The following is a 16,227-nucleotide window of genomic DNA, read 5'->3' on the forward strand; positions in this document are numbered from 1 at the left end:
AACAGGCTTGGCACATTTGATTGAAAGCTGCGCTACAAGGAAAAGCCATGTCGTCCATTCGCCGCTTTCTCGCGCCGGCACTGAGTTTTAACGGCGGCTTCGTTGATACGCTGGGGTTTCTGGCGTTGCAGGGATTGTTTACCGCGCACGTGACCGGGAACTTTGTCACGCTGGGGGTCAGTATCGTGCACGGTACTTCCGGGGCGCTGGCCAAGTTGTTGGCATTGCCGGTTTTTGCCCTGGTGGGGGGTTGTCCCATTTGGCGGCGGTGGCCATTCACGCCCGAGGCTGGGCGCCGTTACGCATTCTGCTCATTGCGCATACGCTGTTGCTGGCCGCGTTTGGAGGGCTTGCCCTATGGCTGGGACCTTTCCCCGATGGGGACAGCGCCGCGGCATTGTTGACGGGCATGACTGGCGTCGCGGCCATGGCGATTCAAAATGCTGTTTCCCGTCAGCACATGAAAGGAGCGCCGCCCACCACGCTCATGACAGGGAACGTGACTCGGTTCGCCATCGACCTCTTTGCTTTGATAGCTCAGCGCAATGCCGCTGAAAGAGCGGCGATCATTCAGCGCTTGAAGCCGATCGGAATGAATCTGTTGGGGTTTGCCGTGGGTTGCATCAGTGCAGCGCTGCTGTACCTGGCGTGCGGGTTCTGGTCTGTGTTGGTTGCAGTGGCTGTGGCAGCCTGGACATGCGCCGCTGCCAAGGAGGAGGGATGGAGGGTCGAGGCAAAATGATCAGGCAAGAGCATGCTCGGGTTTTTCGCCAGCCATCGCTGTGAGAGGAGAGGCTGGCTACTGATGAGGCTCAGGGAGTCTCGCGTTTGTCCGGCGCAGTCAGTCCTGCCTGGATACGCTGATAAATCTCTTCGCGATGTACGGCTACGTCTTTCGGAGCGTTGATACCAATCCTGACCTGTTGGCCACTAACGCCCAGAATGGTGATCGTAATATCGTCACCAATGTTTATGCTTTCACCGACTTTGCGGGTGAGTATCAGCATGATCTTCTCCTTGATTGCTTTGTAGGGCACCTGATTCAGATAATGCAGATGTCGGTAGTATGTATAGATTACTGCGAAGTGCCACTGTAGGTGCCTCTTTCAGACGCGTAGCCACTGTATTAATTTCCAAGCTGTAACTATACAGGGCCTATACACATCATTCTCGTTGTTTTCGGGCAGGTTTGTCGCGGCCAGGGGTGGTCGTGGGTGGTAAAATCGTCGACTTGAATTTTCGAGGGGAAGGCTGTGCGTAAACTGGCGATGGTAATGGCGGTGTTGGTGCTGGCGGGATGCGGTGAAGGAACCGGCGTCGAGCACAAGGCCCCGTCTTCGGCGGCTTCAGCTGCACAACCTCCGGCGGCTGCGGCAGCGCCCCAGTGGGATGTCGAGGTTAGAGGGGACACCTTGCAGGCCGTGAGCGATTTGACCGGCTGGTTGATCGAACACGGCTTCATTTGCTATGTGACCACCGTCGGCGGCAAACAGCGGATTCTGGTCGGCCCTTTCAGTTCGAAAGCCGAAGCCGAAGCCAGGCAGGTTCAACTGACAGCCAGTCTGGAGCGAGCCAAAAAGCGCAACGTCGAGTCAGTGGTGGTTGAGCATAGCGCGGCTCAGTGATCGGTCATCCCGGCAAGTCAGAAAACAAAAAAGGCCTCGAGACAGTTTGTCCGGGGCCTTTGCGTTTGAGCAGTGGTTCAGCCGCAGGCTTTCATGTCCACTGCTAGTGCCAGCAAACGGACAATCATTGACTCAGTCTTCCTTCGGCACGACCCAGAAAATGTGCACGCCGCCATCGTCGCGATAGGCGAGGGTGACGTTATCGTTCTCGGCAATCTCTTCGAGCAGGCGCTCCCATTCATCCACGGGTTCGTCCGGGAGACGGAAGATCAATGCGGCTTTGGCTGTTTGTGCGGTGGGGGAGTTAATGATTTTCTGAACGCGCAAACCGAGTCGTTCGTATGCGCCTGGAGATGTAGTTGTTGCTGAGGTATTGGCCACGGAACAATCCTTATCAAGCTGTATGTGCATACAGTATTTAACTGTAGGATTTTTCGCAACTGCTTAAGATCCCAGAAAACCCTCTGATAGCGATTTATTCCGTCTGGTGTAAGTCGATTGATTTTTTCGAGAAAGGGGAGGCGCAGCGGTGCAGGGCGGGATCAGCAAGTGGGGGTAGAACCACTCACCGTTAAAGGTGAGTGGTGCGACAGATGCCCGACCTGATCAGGTCGGGCGATGTGAATCAATATTCCCAGAACATCCGCTGCAGATCTTTGCTGTCCTGAGTCTTGGTCAGGGCGACCATCGTCAGGATGCGGGCTTTTTGCGGGTTCAGGTCATGGGCGACGACCCAGTCGTATTTGTCATCAGGCTGCTCTGCGTTGCGCAGTACAAAACCCCCGGCATTTACGTGGGAAGAGCGAATGATCTGTACGCCATCCTTGCGCAGTGCCTGCAAGGTTGGAACAACGCTCGAAGAGACCGAGCCATTACCGGTGCCGGCATGAATGATGGCTTTAGCGCCCGATTGAGCCAGGGCCTTGTAGGCGGTGCCGCTGACATTGCCGTAGGAGTAGGCGATTTCGACGTCAGGCAGGCTCTTGATGGTTTTGATGTCGAATTCAGAATCCATGGTGTGACGCTTGGCTGGCAGGCGGAACCAATAGGATTTGCCTTCGACCACCATACCCAGCGGACCCCAGGCGCTTTTGAAGGCCTCGGTCTTGAGGTTGATCATCTTGCTGACATCACGGCCCGACTGGATTTCATCGTTCATGGTAACCAGCACGCCCTTGCCGCGAGCATCTTTGCTGCTGGCAACCGCGACAGCGTTGTACAGGTTCAGCATGCCGTCAGCAGACATGGCGGTGCCTGGGCGCATCGAGCCAACGACGATGATTGGCTTGTCGGTTTTCTCGACCAGGTTAAGGAAGTATGCAGTCTCCTCCAGCGTGTCGGTACCGTGAGTAATGACGATGCCATCGACGTCTTTGCTGTCGGCCAGTTCAGCGACACGGCGACCCAGTTGCAGCAGGTTTTCGTTGGTGATGCTTTCCGACGCGATTTGCATGACTTGTTCGCCACGCACATTGGCCAATTGGCTCAGCTCGGGAACACCGGCAATCAACTTATCGACACCCACTTTGGCCGCTTGATAAGTGGCGCTGTTGGCGGTACTGGCACCAGCCCCGGCGATTGTCCCGCCGGTCGCGAGAATTACGACGTTAGCCAGTTTTTGTTTGGCTTCGACTTCTTTTGCTTGCAGTGCGGTAGGGAGCAGCAACAGGAGGGCCAAAGCGCCCGGAACAAAGGTATTGAAAGCAGATTTCATTATTTTTTCTCTTGTTGTAATGAAGGTGCTGATGCGGGTTTATCAAGACACGCCCCGGGCAGATCTGAATGCCGTGGGGTCCTGGAGGAGAGCAGGATCTGTACCAGATGTACTTTGATTGGCTTGTTAATATAAGTAGTTGATATTTATCAATTTTTTATTTTGAATTTGATTTTTCGTACAGGCCTGCGTCCGGCTTTCCGACGATATGGACGCTTTACGTTCGGCTCTCCGAAAAAAAAGGCTACGGCAAATGTCGATTGGGCCTGGCACATACCGGGCGGGGATGACGAAGAGAGTGGCAAGGCCAACGCGTCGGCCAGGATTTCTTCGGGGTGTTAGCGAACTCTGCGCACGCGCTCTTGAAACGGGAAGTTCTGGCCGTTGACAAATGACAGCCGGATTCGCATAGTTCGATCCAGGCAAACGTTTGCGCGTGTTTCCAGGTGATCTTTTATGATCAGCCTGGAAATCTTGTCTCGATCCAGTGCCGCTGCGTTTAACGGCTGTCGAAGCGTGATCCAGTGCAAGCGTTGCTCACAATAATCATAAGAACGGAGTGAACCCATGAAGCTGCCATTCGCTGGACGTCTTCTTGCTGTCGCTGTGCTCGCAGCCGCATCCGCCGCGCTGCCTCTTTCCCCGGCCTTCGCCGACACCCCTGAAAAACCTAAAGTCGCCCTGGTCATGAAATCCCTGGCCAACGAATTCTTCCTGACCATGGAAGACGGCGCCAAGAGCTACCAGAAAGAGCACTCCGCAGATTTCGATTTGATTTCCAACGGGATCAAAGACGAGACGGACACTGCCAACCAGATTCGCATCGTCGAGCAGATGATCGTTTCCAGGGTCAACGCACTGATCATCGCGCCAGCCGACTCGAAAGCGATGGTGCCGGTGATCAAGAAGGCGGTCGACGCCGGCATCACGGTCATCAACATCGATAACCAGCTGGATGTCGGTGTGCTCAAAAGCAAAAACATCAGCGTACCTTTCGTAGGGCCGGACAACCGCAAGGGTGCTCGCCTGGTCGGTGAGTACCTGGCCAGGCAGCTGAAGGCCGGTGACGAAGTCGGCATCATCGAAGGTGTTTCCACCACCACCAATGCTCAGCAGCGTACCGCAGGCTTCAAGGATGCGATGGAGGCTGCGCAGATCAAGGTGGTTTCTCTGCAATCCGGTGACTGGGAAATCAACGCCGGCAACCGCGTCGCCGCCGCCATGCTGAGCGAGTATCCGAACCTCAAGGCACTGTTGGCCGGCAATGACAGCATGGCAGTCGGCGCTGTGTCGGCGGTGCGCGCAGCAGGGAAGGCGGGCAAGGTTCAAGTGGTGGGTTACGACAACATCAATGCCATCAAACCAATGCTCAACGATGGTCGTGTGCTGGCTACCGCAGACCAGTTTGCCGCCAGGCAGGCCGTATTCGGTATCGAAACGGCGCTGAAAATCCTCAAGGGTGAGAAGGTCGACGGCGCAGCTAATGGCGTAATCGAAACTCCGGTTGAACTGGTCACCAAATAGTCATTCTGGCGGCACAACGGCGCCCGCTCATCCGGGCGGGCGCATGGAGAGTTTCTTATGTCAGTTTGCACCCCGAACGCTGTCCTTTCGGTCAGCGGTATCGGCAAGACCTATGCTCAGCCGGTGCTGACCAATATCGACCTGACGCTGATGCGCGGTGAAGTGCTGGCGTTGACCGGTGAAAACGGCGCAGGCAAAAGTACCCTGTCGAAAATCATCGGCGGCCTGGTCACGCCGACCGCGGGTCAGATGCAGTTCAACGGTCAGGATTACCGGCCCGGCAGTCGCACGCAGGCCGAAGAACTGGGGATCCGCATGGTCATGCAGGAGCTCAACCTGCTGCCGACCCTGTCCGTCGCCGAAAACCTGTTTCTGCACAATCTACCCAACCTTGGCGGGTGGATCAGTCGCAAGCAACTGCGCAAGGCGGCTATAGAAGCGATGGCTCAGGTCGGGCTGGATTCGATCGATCCGGACACGCTGGTCGGCGAGTTGGGCATTGGTCACCAGCAAATGGTCGAAATCGCCCGCAACCTGATTGGCGATTGCCATGTGTTGATCCTCGATGAGCCGACCGCAATGCTGACGGCCCGCGAAGTCGAAATGCTCTTCGAACAAATCACCCGCCTGCAAGCGCGCGGAGTGGCGATCATCTACATCTCCCATCGACTGGAAGAACTGGCCCGTGTCGCACAACGCATTGCAGTGCTGCGTGACGGTTATCTGGTCTGCGTCGAGCCAATGGCCAATTACAACAGTGAGCAACTGGTCAACCTGATGGTTGGCCGCGAACTGGGCGAGCACATTGACCTGGGGCCACGCCAGATTGGCGCTCCTGCCTTGACGGTCAAAGGGCTCACCCGTTCGGACAAGGTTCGCGATGTCTCCTTTGAAGTGCGCAGCGGCGAGATTTTCGGTATTTCCGGGTTGATTGGGGCCGGGCGCACCGAGCTATTGCGGTTGATCTTTGGTGCTGACATCGCAGACAGCGGCACAGTCGCGCTGGGGTCACCTGCACAGGTCGTCAGCATTCGCTCACCGGTCGATGCGGTGGGACACGGGATTGCCCTGATCACTGAAGATCGCAAGGGCGAAGGCCTGCTGCTGAGCCAATCGATTAGCGCCAATATTGCCTTGGGCAACATGCCGGTCATCTCCAGTGCCGGCATCGTCAACGGCGATGACGAGTCGGCCCTGGCTCAGCGTCAGATCGACGCCATGCGGATTCGCAGTTCCAGCCCGTCACAGTTGGTGTCCGAACTGTCCGGCGGCAATCAACAGAAAGTCGTGATCGGCCGCTGGCTTGAGCGAGATTGCTCGGTACTGCTGTTCGACGAGCCGACCCGAGGGATCGACGTTGGCGCCAAGTTCGATATCTATGGCTTGCTGGGTGAATTGACCCGCCAGGGCAAGGCATTGGTGGTGGTCTCCAGTGATCTGCGCGAGTTGATGCTGATCTGCGACCGGATTGGTGTACTTTCCGCCGGGCGCTTGATCGAGACCTTCGAGCGCGACCGTTGGACTCAGGATGAACTACTTGCTGCCGCATTTGCCGGCTACCAAAAACGTGATGCGCTGCTCAATGAAGCGGCGCCTAGGGACATTTCATGACAACTGCTACTTCTGTCAGCATACGCAGGGGCAACTATTATGGTCTGGGCACTTATCTGGGCCTGGCCGGTGCCTTGCTGGCGATGATTGCCCTGTTCTCGACCTTGAGCAGTCACTTCCTCTCCTACGACACTTTCAGCACGCTGGCCAACCAGATTCCGGATTTGATGGTGTTGGCTGTCGGCATGACCTTTGTATTGATCATTGGCGGTATCGACCTTTCAGTCGGTTCGGTGCTCGCGTTGGCGGCGTCGGCGGTCAGCGTGGCGGTCCTCGGCTGGGGCTGGAGTGTCTTGCCGGCAGCCTTGCTCGGCATGGCCGTCGCCGCTCTGGCTGGCACCATCACCGGTTCGATCACCGTGGCCTGGCGCATTCCTTCGTTCATCGTTTCGCTGGGTGTGCTGGAAATGGCTCGCGGTCTGGCTTACCAGATGACTGGCTCGCGCACCGCCTATATCGGTGATGCGTTCGCCTGGCTGTCCAACCCGATTGCACTGGGCATTTCGCCGTCGTTCATCATTGCGTTGTTGATCATCTTCATCGCTCAGGCAGTGTTGACGCGCACGGTGTTCGGTCGTTACCTGATCGGCATTGGTACCAATGAAGAAGCGGTGCGTCTGGCGGGTATCAATCCAAAGCCTTACAAGATTCTGGTATTCAGTCTGATGGGGCTGCTGGCCGGTGTGGCGGCGCTGTTTCAGATCTCCCGTCTGGAGGCCGCGGACCCGAATGCCGGTTCCGGGCTGGAGCTGCAGGTGATCGCGGCTGTAGTGATCGGCGGCACCAGCCTCATGGGCGGGCGCGGTTCGGTCATCAGTACCTTTTTTGGCGTCTTGATCATTTCCGTGCTGGCGGCAGGTCTCGCACAAATCGGTGCAACCGAGCCGACCAAGCGCATCATCACTGGCGCGGTAATCGTGGTGGCGGTAGTGCTCGATACTTATCGCAGTCAACGCGCAAGTCGGCGGGCCTGAATCATGGCAACAATCAAAGATGTGGCTGCACTGGCGGGGATTTCCTACACCACGGTTTCTCATGTGGTGAACAAAACGCGGCCAGTCAGTGAAGAGGTCAGGGTCAAGGTCGAGGCGGCGATCAAGCGCCTGGACTACGTGCCCAGTGCCGTGGCCCGTTCGTTGAAGGCCAAGACCACCGCGACCATCGGTTTGCTGGTGCCCAACAGCCTCAACCCGTACTTCGCCGAACTGGCCCGGGGCATCGAGGATTACTGCGAGCGTAATGGCTACTGCGTGATTCTGTGCAACTCCGATGACAACCCGGACAAGCAGCGCAGTTATCTGCGGGTGCTGCTGGAAAAGCGGATCGATGGCTTGATCGTCGCTTCGGCTGGCGGTGACGCCGGCCTGGCTGCAGGTCTGGCCGCCGTGCGCACGCCTATGGTGATTGTCGACCGGGGGCTGGAGGGGATTGATGCGGATCTGGTGCGCATCGATCACGAATACGGTGCCTATCTGGCGACGCGACACCTGCTCAAGCTGGGGCATCGGGACATCGCCTGCATCGGCGGTCCGGCGCATACCAGTGTGGCGCAGATGCGCCTGGCCGGTTACTGCCGGGCGCTGAAAGAGGCAGGCGTCGAGGTGCCACAACAGCGAATGCTGGAAAGCGACTTCACCAGTACCGGCGGTTATAGCGCTGCTGCGCTGCTGTTGGAAAAGAATCCGCCCAGCGCCATATTTGCCGGTAACGACATGATCGGAATCGGTGTATTGCGTGCGGCGGCCGAGCGCAATATCCGTGTACCGAGCGAACTCTCGGTCATTGGTTTCGACGATATCCAGATGAGTCGGTATGTCTATCCGGCGTTAACGACGGTGGGCCAGTCGATCCTGCAGTTGGGCGAGATGGCGGCGGAGCGCCTGTTGCGACGGATCGCAAACCCGGAGCAGGCGACCGATCAGCGCATCGTGACACCCAGCATTGTCTTGCGAGAGTCGACTGCGCCGCTTGCCGGCGTTTTCGCTGAATGCCGCTGAAACGAATTGACGAGTACTGATGTATGCCAGCAAAAGTAGTGGTTGTAGGTAGCCTGAACATGGACCTGGTGACCCGGGCCGAGCGGCTGCCCCGGGCCGGTGAAACTCTGATTGGCGAGTCGTTTGCCACCGTCTCGGGCGGCAAGGGGGCGAACCAGGCCGTTGCTTCGGCACGACTGGGAGCTGAAGTATCGATGGTTGGCTGTGTCGGTGCCGATGCGTATGGCGAGCAACTGCGAGCGGCGCTGGTGGCTGAACAAATCGATTGTCAGGCGGTGAGAACCGTCGAAGGCTCCAGTGGCGTGGCGCTGATCGTGGTCGATGACAGCAGCCAGAATGCGATCGTGATCGTCGCCGGCGCTAACGGGCTGCTCGCGCCTGAAGTGGTTGCAGGTTTTGACGTGGTGTTGCAGGCGGCCGATGTGATCATTTGCCAGCTCGAAGTGCCCATGCAGACCGTTGGTTACACCCTCAAGCGCGGACGTGAACTGGGCAAGACCGTGATCCTTAATCCAGCCCCGGCGAGCCGTCCACTTCCGGCTGACTGGTATTCGTCCATCGATTACCTGATCCCTAACGAAAGTGAGGCGTCGGCCCTGAGCGGCTTGCTGGTGGACTCGCTGGAAACCGCTGAAGCCGCCGCGAGTCGATTGATTGCTGCCGGCGCTGGCAAAGTCATCATTACCCTCGGAGCCCAGGGGTCGTTGTTCGCCGATGGGCAGAGCTTCGAGCACTTCCCGGCACCCAGGGTCAAGGCGCTCGACACGACAGCGGCGGGAGATACGTTCGTCGGCGGTTTTGCCGCGGCACTGGCGGCCGGCAAAAGCGAAGCCCAGGCCATTCGCTTCGGTCAGATCGCGGCCGCGCTGTCGGTCACTCGAGCGGGCGCGCAGCCTTCCATTCCCACCTTGTCCGACGTACAGGCCATTAGCCCCTCATGAAAAATAGACCCTCATGAAAAAGACACCTTTGCTCAACATCGCGTTGTCGCGATTGATTGCCTCCCTGGGTCATGGCGACAGGGTGGTGATCGGCGATGCCGGTTTGCCTGTGCCGCCGGGTGTCGAGTTGATCGATCTGGCGTTGACCAAGGGCATTCCGGACTTCGTCAGCACCTTGCAGATCGTGCTCAGCGAAATGCAGGTGCAAAGCCATGTGCTGGCTGAAGAAATCCTGCTCAAACAACCTCCCGCGCTTCAGGTGATTGACGAGCTGACGGCCAAGGCTGAATTGGGCCAGCGCATGTTACTGAGTCATGACGCATTCAAAATCCTTACCCGACAAGCACGTGCGATTATTCGTACGGGTGAATGTCAGCCGTACTGCAACATTGTGCTGGTCGCAGGTGTAACGTTTTAGCTCGCTGTATCTCAACCCGTTTTTCACGCGCAAGGAGTGCGCCATGTACCGCTATGCTCAAATAGTGCAATACCTGATCCGGAGTCTGCTGCTTTTGTCATTGATCACCGCTACAAACGCCCGGGCGGCAGAAAAAATCGATTTGATCATAGACACCGATCCGGGTGCTGATGACGTCGTTGCCTTGTTGTTTGCCCTGGCTTCGCCCGAGGAACTGAACATTCGTGCGCTCACTACCGTTGCCGGCAATGTGCGACTGGACAAGACCTCACGTAATGCACGCCTGGCCCGTGAGTGGGCAGGGCGCGAAGAAGTGCCGGTTTATGCGGGTGCGACCAAACCATTGTTGCGTACACCGATCTACGCCGAGGATATCCACGGCGAGGAGGGTATCTCGGGTGTAACGGTGCACGAACCCAGGGAAGGCCTGGCCAACGGCAGCGCGATCGACTACCTGATCGACACCTTGCGTGCAGCCAAACCCCACAGCATCACCATTGCCATGCTGGGTCCGCAGACCAATCTGGCACTGGCGCTGAATCAGGCACCGGACATTACCCGGGGCATCAAGGAAGTGGTGGTCATGGGGGGCGCGCACTTCAACGGCGGTAACATTACCCCGGTTGCCGAATTCAATCTGTTCGCCGATCCGCAGGCTGCTGAAGTCGTCCTTAAAAGCGCTGTCAAACTGACCTACCTGCCACTGGACGTGACCCACAAGGTGCTGACCAGTGAGGCGCGTCTGCATCAGATCGCTGCACTGGGCAACAATGCCAGCAAGGTGGTGGGCGCAATCCTCAACGAGTACATCAAAGGCGACATGGAGCACTATGGCATCCCGGGTGGTCCGGTGCATGACGCCACGGTCATCGCTTATCTGCTCAAGCCGGAGTTGTTCACCGGTCGTCAGGTAAACATGGTGGTCGACAGCCGCGAAGGGCCGACCTTTGGTCAGACCATCGTCGACTGGTACGACGGCCTGAAGCAGGAAAAGAACGTGTTCTGGGTTCAGGACGCTGATGCACAAGGCTTCTTCGACTTGCTCACTGCACGTCTTGCTCGTCTTGCATAAGTTTCCGCCCCGCAAGTGTCCAGCCTGTGGGGTGTTACTCCTTTTCGGTGCGTGGCGTGTCCATAGTGTTGTTTGGGTGTTTTTCGAATATTTGAGCGATAAATGCCTGGGCCGCCTGCGTTCCCAATTCCTTGATCAACAGGTCGATACCGATGATCGCCAGTTCTTCAGGGCTGCCAGGACTGTAGGAGCAGTGGCCTTCGGGCCATTTGGCTTTGATGTCGGCGTCGATGGTTATGGTTGTCATGATGAACTCGCAAAGTCTGAATAGGCCGGGTAATGCCTGGAGGTCTATCCGGGTGGTTTTGGTTGTGTTGAGTTAAACATCTTGCGAGGCTTTTGGCACTCCGTCTTAGGCATGAGGAGAGGGCTATGCGACACTTGAGCTTTGATTATTTCAAGGAAAACACTTTGCAGATCGATTTGAGCACTCCTGACGGTTTGACGCTTGAGGCTGTGCGCCAACTGTTGGCTTCTGCCAGCGATGATGCGCATACCCAGTTGCGGGTCACCAAGGCCGGTATTGCCTATATTTCTTCAGGTGTCGTGGGCGGTACCGATATTGAAGGTCTATTGTTTCGTCTGGAAACCTGGGCGAAGGGATCTGGCTATGTCGGAGCGGTAGCTGCAAGTGATGCGGTCTGGGTCATGCAGATATTCAATGCACTCAAGCAGAACTGGCCAAATCCACCGCTCGACTACATCGACATCTACTGATCATTGCTCATATTCAGTCACGATTGCGCAGTGAACATTGCCTCAGGGTTGAGGCAGACTTGCCGCTGTGTGAAATCAAACCCTGTAGGAGCGAGCTTGCTCCGGGCGGCGTTCCGACGATGGACTCAAGGGCGATGCGTTTATTCAGAAAACACGCGTCATCGTTAACATCCATCGCGAGCAATCGAGCGTCGACCGGCTGCTCCTACAACAGCACCTCAGTGCTCCGTTGAAACCAACAGCCAAAATGGCTGTCGCACGATCTCTGTCCATTTTTGAAAAAGGAGGCCTCATGCCTTGGAAGCTCGCGTCATTCGGAACTTTGTTAGCAGCAGTTATCCTGTCGGGGTGCAGCACTTCCGATTCGGTAAAGGATTCTGTGGCTACCGAGACCGGGCACAGTCGCTGTGAGGCTAAAGGCGCCGAATTCGCCATTGGCAAGAAGGCCTCGCCTGAGCTCCTGGAGCAAGCCCGTACGCATTCAGGTGCGCAGTACGCGCGAGTCCTCAGGCCGAGCGACATGGTGACTCTGGAGTACCGCTCGGATCGCCTGAATCTCAACACCGATGAAAACCTGGTGATCACTCGCGTCAACTGCGGCTGACCGCTTCCGGCTTTTCTCAGGCGCATAAAAAACCCCGTCACATGGACGGGGTTTTTTTAGCCAGCCGAGAAATTACTCAGGGCGAACTTGTGCAGCTTGCATACCCTTTTGGCCTTTCTCAGCCACGAAGGAAACAGTCTGGCCTTCTTTCAGGCTTTTGAAACCGTCGCTTTCGATAGCTTTGAAGTGTACGAACAGGTCGTCACCGCCACCTTGAGGAGTGATGAAGCCGAAGCCTTTTTCATCGTTGAACCATTTAACGGTGCCGGTTTGGCGATTAGACATGGTGTATCTCCAAGAAACAAATATTTTCAGTAGTGCTGTGCTGCTCAGGCCAACTGGGCACACGGGAGTATCATAGTCGAAATGTTCGGCTTGGGAGCCCCCCGGACGTGTTGTTTGCCCCCTGGTTGTGCTTTATTTGTGATCCTGATGGGCTGGAGGCCCCGGTTTCAGGGGGTTTCTCCTGAAAAAGCGCTCAGTAAAAAAAGCCGTAAAAGCTGCGTAAATTGTGTAAAACAACCGTTTTTTGAGCGGTTTCCGGCTTCTGGAGCCTTAACATTTGCGCCGAAACGGCCTATTTCTGAACTTTGCAGACGGAGATTTCCTTCAGTGCGCGGTTGCCCAGATCGGCGCTCGGAGGGTTTTTCGCATCCATCAGCTGCTTGATCTCCTCAGTCGTGAACTTCTTCTCCAGGACGTCGGCGCCACAGGTGCAGTGTTGCTTGGCGAGCTCAGGGTTGACGCCTTGACTGGCCGCCGCAGTGCAATCCTTCATGTAGCTGGCTTTTACACCTGCGGGCCAGGCGGCCTGAGCGCTCAATGGCAGCAGCAGAGCGAGCGGAGCGGCTAGGGCGAAAAGGTGGATAAAACGCATGGCTGGAACTCCGTGAGGTCGAAAATGTGTGGCAATTCTCGGCCTATTTGAGGTGGACCGTACATCCCAAGTTCACTTTATGGCGTAAAAGCCCTGAATTCGGTGCTCTTGGAACAAGGTCGCGGCGATGACCGTTCATCTGTGCTAGGATCCTCGGCTTGGGTATTTTCAAGCTCTGGATGACTTTTTCTCCGGCAGCGGTCAAGACCCGAATAACCCTGATTTGATCTCCAGTCACTCTGGTTCGGTTTCCGGTTGGCCGCAAGGCTCCTGCCGCTGTAAGGCAGGCGTTCGTTATTGAATGGCCTGAACTGAGTCGCGTACTGGCTGCTCATCCCAACCCACGTGACCTTTGGTAGGGGTCACCACTAGGAGAGGAGGCGCCATGCCCACTATTACTCTTCCCGACGGCAGTCAACGTTCCTTCGATCATCCGGTTTCCATAGCCGAGGTCGCCGCATCCATTGGTGCCGGTCTGGCCAAGGCCACCGTGGCCGGCAAGGTCAACGGCAAACTGGTTGACGCCAGCGATGTCATCGACAGCGACGCGACCCTGCAAATCATCACGCCAAAGGATGAAGAGGGGCTGGAGGTCATTCGCCACTCTTGCGCCCACCTGATTGGCCACGCGGTCAAGCAGCTGTACCCGACGGCGAAAATGGTGATCGGTCCGGTCATCGATGAAGGCTTCTATTACGACATCGCCTACGAGCGTCCTTTCACTCCGGACGACCTGGCGGCGATCGAACAGCGCATGCACCTGCTGATCGAAAAAGATTACGACGTCATCAAGAAAGTCACTCCGCGCGCCGAAGTGATCGACGTGTTCACCAGCCGTGGCGAAGACTACAAGCTGCGCCTGGTCGAAGACATGCCGAACGAGCAGGCCATGGGCCTGTACTATCACGAAGAATACGTCGACATGTGCCGCGGTCCGCACGTGCCGAACACCCGCTTCCTGAAATCCTTCAAACTGACCAAGCTGTCCGGCGCCTACTGGCGTGGCGATGCCAAAAACGAGCAATTGCAGCGCGTTTACGGCACAGCCTGGGCTGACAAGAAGCAACTGGCAGCTTACATCCAGCGTATCGAAGAGGCTGAAAAGCGCGACCATCGCAAGATCGGCAAGCGTCTTGGTCTGTTCCATACCCAGGAAGAAGCGCCGGGCATGGTTTTCTGGCACCCGAACGGCTGGACCCTGTACCAGGTACTCGAGCAGTACATGCGTAAGGTTCAGCGTGAAAACGGCTACCTGGAGATCAAGACTCCGCAAGTGGTTGACCGTAGCCTGTGGGAGAAATCCGGGCACTGGGCCAACTACGCCGAAAACATGTTCACTACCGAGTCGGAAAGCCGCGACTACGCCATCAAGCCAATGAACTGCCCTTGCCACGTGCAGGTGTTCAATCAGGGCCTGAAAAGCTACCGCGAGCTGCCGATGCGTCTGGCCGAGTTCGGTGCTTGCCACCGTAACGAGCCGTCCGGTGCGCTGCACGGCATCATGCGCGTGCGTGCGTTTACCCAGGACGATGCACACATCTTCTGTACTGAAGAGCAGATGCAGGCCGAGTCCGCTGCGTTCATCAAGCTGACTCTGGATGTCTACGCCGATTTCGGCTTCAAAGACATCGAGCTGAAGCTGTCCACTCGTCCGGAAAAACGCGTCGGCTCCGATGAGTTGTGGGATCGCGCAGAATCCGCGCTGGCCGCAGCCCTTGATAGTGCGGGCCTGCCGTACGATCTGCAGCCGGGCGAGGGTGCTTTCTACGGTCCGAAAATCGAGTTCTCGCTAAAAGATTGCCTCGGTCGTGTCTGGCAATGTGGTACCTTGCAGCTCGATTTTAACCTGCCGATCCGTCTGGGAGCCGAATACGTCTCCGAAGACAACAGTCGCAAGCACCCGGTTATGTTGCACCGGGCGATCCTGGGTTCCTTCGAGCGTTTCGTCGGGATTCTGATCGAGCATTACGAGGGTGCGTTCCCTGCGTGGCTGGCTCCGACTCAGGCAGTGATCATGAATATCACTGATAAACAGGCAGATTTTGCCGCTGAGGTTGAAAAAACTCTCAATCAAAGCGGATTTCGTGCCAAGTCCGACTTGAGAAATGAAAAGATCGGCTTTAAAATCCGCGAGCATACTTTGCTCAAGGTTCCCTATCTCTTGGTTATTGGAGATCGGGAAGTCGAGATGCAGACTGTCGCTGTGCGTACTCGTGAAGGTGCTGACCTGGGCTCGATGCCCGTCGCCCAATTCGCTGAATTCCTCGCTCAAGCGGTTTCCCGGCGTGGTCGCCATGATTCGGAGTAATTATTATTAAGCGTGAAATGAGACAAGATAAACGAGCTGCACCGAAGGCCCCGATCAACGAGAATATCTCGGCACGCGAGGTTCGGTTAATTGGCGCTGACGGCGAGCAGATTGGCATCGTCTCGATTGATGAAGCGCTTCGTATTGCTGAAGAAGCCAAACTGGATCTGGTGGAAATTTCCGCCGACGCAGTCCCACCGGTTTGCCGCGTGATGGATTACGGCAAATCGATCTTCGAAAAGAAGAAGCAGATTGCTGCAGCGAAAAAGAACCAGAAGCAGATTCAGGTTAAAGAAATCAAGTTTCGTCCAGGGACGGAGGAAGGGGATTACCAGGTAAAACTGCGCAACCTGGTACGTTTCCTGAGTGACGGGGACAGGGCCAAGGTATCGTTGAGATTCCGCGGTCGTGAGATGGCCCACCAGGAGCTGGGGATGGAACTCCTCAAGCGGGTTGAAGCTGACTTGCTCGAGTACGGTTCGGTCGAACAGCATCCTAAGATGGAAGGACGCCAGCTGATCATGGTCATCGCCCCGAAAAAGAAGAAGTAATCAACAGGGCACGGCAGGCCTTGCGATTATGTTTATCAACTGAATGCGGAGTATCCGAACATGCCAAAGATGAAAACTAAAAGTGGTGCTGCTAAGCGGTTTCTGAAAACTGCTAACGGTATCAAGCATAAGCACGCTTTCAAGAGCCACATCCTGACCAAAATGTCGACCAAGCGTAAGCGTCAACTGCGCGGTAGCAGCTTGCTGCATCCGTCCGACGTGGCAAAAGTCGAGCGCATGCTGCGCCTTCGTTAATTTTTGGTTAAGA

Annotated in this window: 19 protein-coding genes and 1 pseudogene; 14 read left to right on the top strand and 6 right to left on the bottom strand. The window is 56.6% G+C overall.

Translation table 11 applies throughout. The annotated features are described in order from the left end of the window. The first annotated feature begins 47 nt into the window (after positions 1 to 47). Positions 48 to 742 (top strand): annotated as a pseudogene (locus AC07VR_RS15310) (YoaK family protein). Positions 743 to 812: 70 nt separating this feature from the next. Here AC07VR_RS15310 and csrA read toward each other — a convergent pair. Further along, positions 813 to 1,007, bottom strand: coding sequence for a carbon storage regulator CsrA (csrA, locus tag AC07VR_RS15315; RefSeq protein WP_007920550.1), 195 nt, complete (start codon positions 1,005 to 1,007; stop codon positions 813 to 815). Between the two features lie 246 nt (positions 1,008 to 1,253). Between csrA and AC07VR_RS15320 the strand changes: the two genes are divergently transcribed. Further along, positions 1,254 to 1,625 carry an SPOR domain-containing protein gene (locus AC07VR_RS15320; RefSeq protein ID WP_495011692.1) on the top strand — a complete coding sequence of 124 codons (372 nt, stop codon included), beginning with the start codon at positions 1,254 to 1,256 and terminating at the stop codon, positions 1,623 to 1,625. Positions 1,626 to 1,757: 132 nt separating this feature from the next. Here the strand turns inward: AC07VR_RS15320 and AC07VR_RS15325 are convergent, their stop codons facing one another. Further along, on the bottom strand, positions 1,758 to 2,036 hold the full coding sequence (locus AC07VR_RS15325) for a DUF1654 domain-containing protein (RefSeq protein ID WP_495011693.1): 279 nt from the start codon (positions 2,034 to 2,036) through the stop codon (positions 1,758 to 1,760). 214 nt (positions 2,037 to 2,250) lie between these two features. Next, positions 2,251 to 3,339, bottom strand: coding sequence for an asparaginase (locus AC07VR_RS15330; RefSeq protein ID WP_494994705.1), 1,089 nt, complete (start codon positions 3,337 to 3,339; stop codon positions 2,251 to 2,253). Between the two features lie 567 nt (positions 3,340 to 3,906). On the opposite strand from AC07VR_RS15330, the gene AC07VR_RS15335 reads away from it, so the two are divergent. The 7 genes from AC07VR_RS15335 to AC07VR_RS15365 are packed head-to-tail and all read left to right on the top strand — an operon-like array spanning position 3,907 to position 10,902. After that, positions 3,907 to 4,863 (top strand): sugar ABC transporter substrate-binding protein, encoded by a 957-nt coding sequence (locus AC07VR_RS15335; protein WP_494994706.1) that lies wholly within the window; start codon positions 3,907 to 3,909, stop codon positions 4,861 to 4,863. A 57-nt stretch (positions 4,864 to 4,920) separates the two neighbouring features. Beyond that, entirely contained in the window at positions 4,921 to 6,474 is a 1,554-nt protein-coding gene (locus AC07VR_RS15340) for a sugar ABC transporter ATP-binding protein (protein WP_495011694.1), read from the top strand. Then, complete coding sequence (locus AC07VR_RS15345) at positions 6,471 to 7,448, top strand: ABC transporter permease (protein WP_494994708.1); 978 nt, start codon at positions 6,471 to 6,473, stop codon at positions 7,446 to 7,448. Before AC07VR_RS15340 ends, AC07VR_RS15345 begins: the two co-directional genes overlap by 4 nt. A gap of 3 nt (positions 7,449 to 7,451) precedes the next feature. Beyond that, a complete protein-coding gene (locus AC07VR_RS15350) occupies positions 7,452 to 8,471 on the top strand; it encodes a LacI family DNA-binding transcriptional regulator (RefSeq protein WP_494994709.1) in 1,020 nt (339 codons plus the stop codon). Between the two features lie 23 nt (positions 8,472 to 8,494). Continuing rightward, positions 8,495 to 9,412 carry a ribokinase gene (gene rbsK, locus AC07VR_RS15355; RefSeq protein WP_495011695.1) on the top strand — a complete coding sequence of 306 codons (918 nt, stop codon included), beginning with the start codon at positions 8,495 to 8,497 and terminating at the stop codon, positions 9,410 to 9,412. 13 nt (positions 9,413 to 9,425) lie between these two features. Next, positions 9,426 to 9,830 (top strand): D-ribose pyranase, encoded by a 405-nt coding sequence (rbsD, locus tag AC07VR_RS15360; protein ID WP_495011696.1) that lies wholly within the window; start codon positions 9,426 to 9,428, stop codon positions 9,828 to 9,830. Between the two features lie 43 nt (positions 9,831 to 9,873). Further along, entirely contained in the window at positions 9,874 to 10,902 is a 1,029-nt protein-coding gene (locus tag AC07VR_RS15365; RefSeq protein WP_495011697.1) for a nucleoside hydrolase, read from the top strand. 34 nt (positions 10,903 to 10,936) lie between these two features. Here AC07VR_RS15365 and AC07VR_RS15370 read toward each other — a convergent pair whose 3' ends face one another. Then, positions 10,937 to 11,149 (bottom strand): hypothetical protein, encoded by a 213-nt coding sequence (locus AC07VR_RS15370; RefSeq protein WP_495011698.1) that lies wholly within the window; start codon positions 11,147 to 11,149, stop codon positions 10,937 to 10,939. Positions 11,150 to 11,313: 164 nt separating this feature from the next. Here AC07VR_RS15370 and AC07VR_RS15375 point away from each other — a divergent pair, with 164 nt between their 5' ends. Beyond that, the gene (locus AC07VR_RS15375; protein WP_494994841.1) at positions 11,314 to 11,619 is read left to right on the top strand and encodes a hypothetical protein; all 306 of its coding nucleotides are present in this window, start codon (positions 11,314 to 11,316) and stop codon (positions 11,617 to 11,619) included. A 292-nt stretch (positions 11,620 to 11,911) separates the two neighbouring features. Next, positions 11,912 to 12,223, top strand: a complete 312-nt coding sequence (locus AC07VR_RS15380; RefSeq protein WP_495011699.1) for an I78 family peptidase inhibitor — start codon at positions 11,912 to 11,914, stop codon at positions 12,221 to 12,223. A 72-nt stretch (positions 12,224 to 12,295) separates the two neighbouring features. Here the strand turns inward: AC07VR_RS15380 and AC07VR_RS15385 are convergent, their stop codons facing one another. Then, a complete protein-coding gene (locus tag AC07VR_RS15385; protein ID WP_003179963.1) occupies positions 12,296 to 12,508 on the bottom strand; it encodes a cold-shock protein in 213 nt (70 codons plus the stop codon). A gap of 292 nt (positions 12,509 to 12,800) precedes the next feature. Continuing rightward, a complete protein-coding gene (locus tag AC07VR_RS15390; RefSeq protein ID WP_495011700.1) occupies positions 12,801 to 13,100 on the bottom strand; it encodes a hypothetical protein in 300 nt (99 codons plus the stop codon). A 385-nt stretch (positions 13,101 to 13,485) separates the two neighbouring features. On the opposite strand from AC07VR_RS15390, the gene thrS reads away from it, so the two are divergent. The 3 genes from thrS to rpmI are packed head-to-tail and all read left to right on the top strand — an operon-like array spanning position 13,486 to position 16,214. Then, positions 13,486 to 15,408: a threonine--tRNA ligase gene (thrS, locus tag AC07VR_RS15395; protein ID WP_494994716.1), complete on the top strand. Its 1,923-nt coding sequence runs from the start codon at positions 13,486 to 13,488 to the stop codon at positions 15,406 to 15,408. Next, positions 15,408 to 15,959 carry a translation initiation factor IF-3 gene (gene infC / locus AC07VR_RS15400; protein WP_170929410.1) on the top strand — a complete coding sequence of 184 codons (552 nt, stop codon included), beginning with the start codon at positions 15,408 to 15,410 and terminating at the stop codon, positions 15,957 to 15,959. Before thrS ends, infC begins: the two co-directional genes overlap by 1 nt. 60 nt (positions 15,960 to 16,019) lie before the next feature. Then, positions 16,020 to 16,214, top strand: coding sequence for a 50S ribosomal protein L35 (rpmI, locus tag AC07VR_RS15405; protein WP_002553160.1), 195 nt, complete (start codon positions 16,020 to 16,022; stop codon positions 16,212 to 16,214). Positions 16,215 to 16,227: the final 13 nt, after the last annotated feature.

The organism is Pseudomonas sp. GW821-FHT02H09, from assembly GCF_059421425.1.